General features: G+C 47.7%; 1 protein-coding gene. It reads right to left on the reverse strand.

Annotated elements, in window-relative coordinates:
- Positions 1-562: SprB repeat-containing protein (locus AC2A07_RS19720; protein ID WP_484051803.1), on the reverse strand; the 562-nt coding region annotated here is incomplete at both ends.

Below are 562 nucleotides of genomic sequence, written 5' to 3' on the forward strand. Positions count from 1 at the left end.
TGTAATAATTACAGTATACGTTCCGGCAGCCAATCCTGTTCTGTCCTCCGTCGTGATTCCACCACCCCAATTGAATGTGTATGGTGCAGAACCTCCTACTGGAGTTAAATTAATTGATCCTGTTGATCCTCCGTTACAAGCAATATTCGTTACAACAGTCGTTCCTGAAACTGCTGTTGCAGGTTGAGTTACTGTAGCGTTTACTGTAGCAGTACATCCGTTCGCATCGGTGATAATTACCGTGTACGTTCCGGCAGCCAATCCTGTTCTGTCTTCTGTCGTGATTCCACCACCCCAGTTGAAAGTGTAAGGTGCTGTTCCACCCGCTGGCGTTAAATTGATCGCTCCGGTAGAACCTCCGTTACACGCTATATTCGTTACTACCGTGGTTCCACTCACTGCAGACGCTGGTTGGGTAATGGTAAATGTTCTTGATAAGGTACATCCGTTAGCATCAGTAACAGTCACTGTGTAAGTTCCCGCAGAAAGGCCGGTAGCGGTTGCAGCGGTACCTCCAGATGGAGACCATGAATAGGTGTAAGGTCCTGTTCCTCCTGAAACA

The sequence above is a fragment of the Chryseobacterium sp. HNCC26DJ238 genome (genome assembly GCF_057180465.1).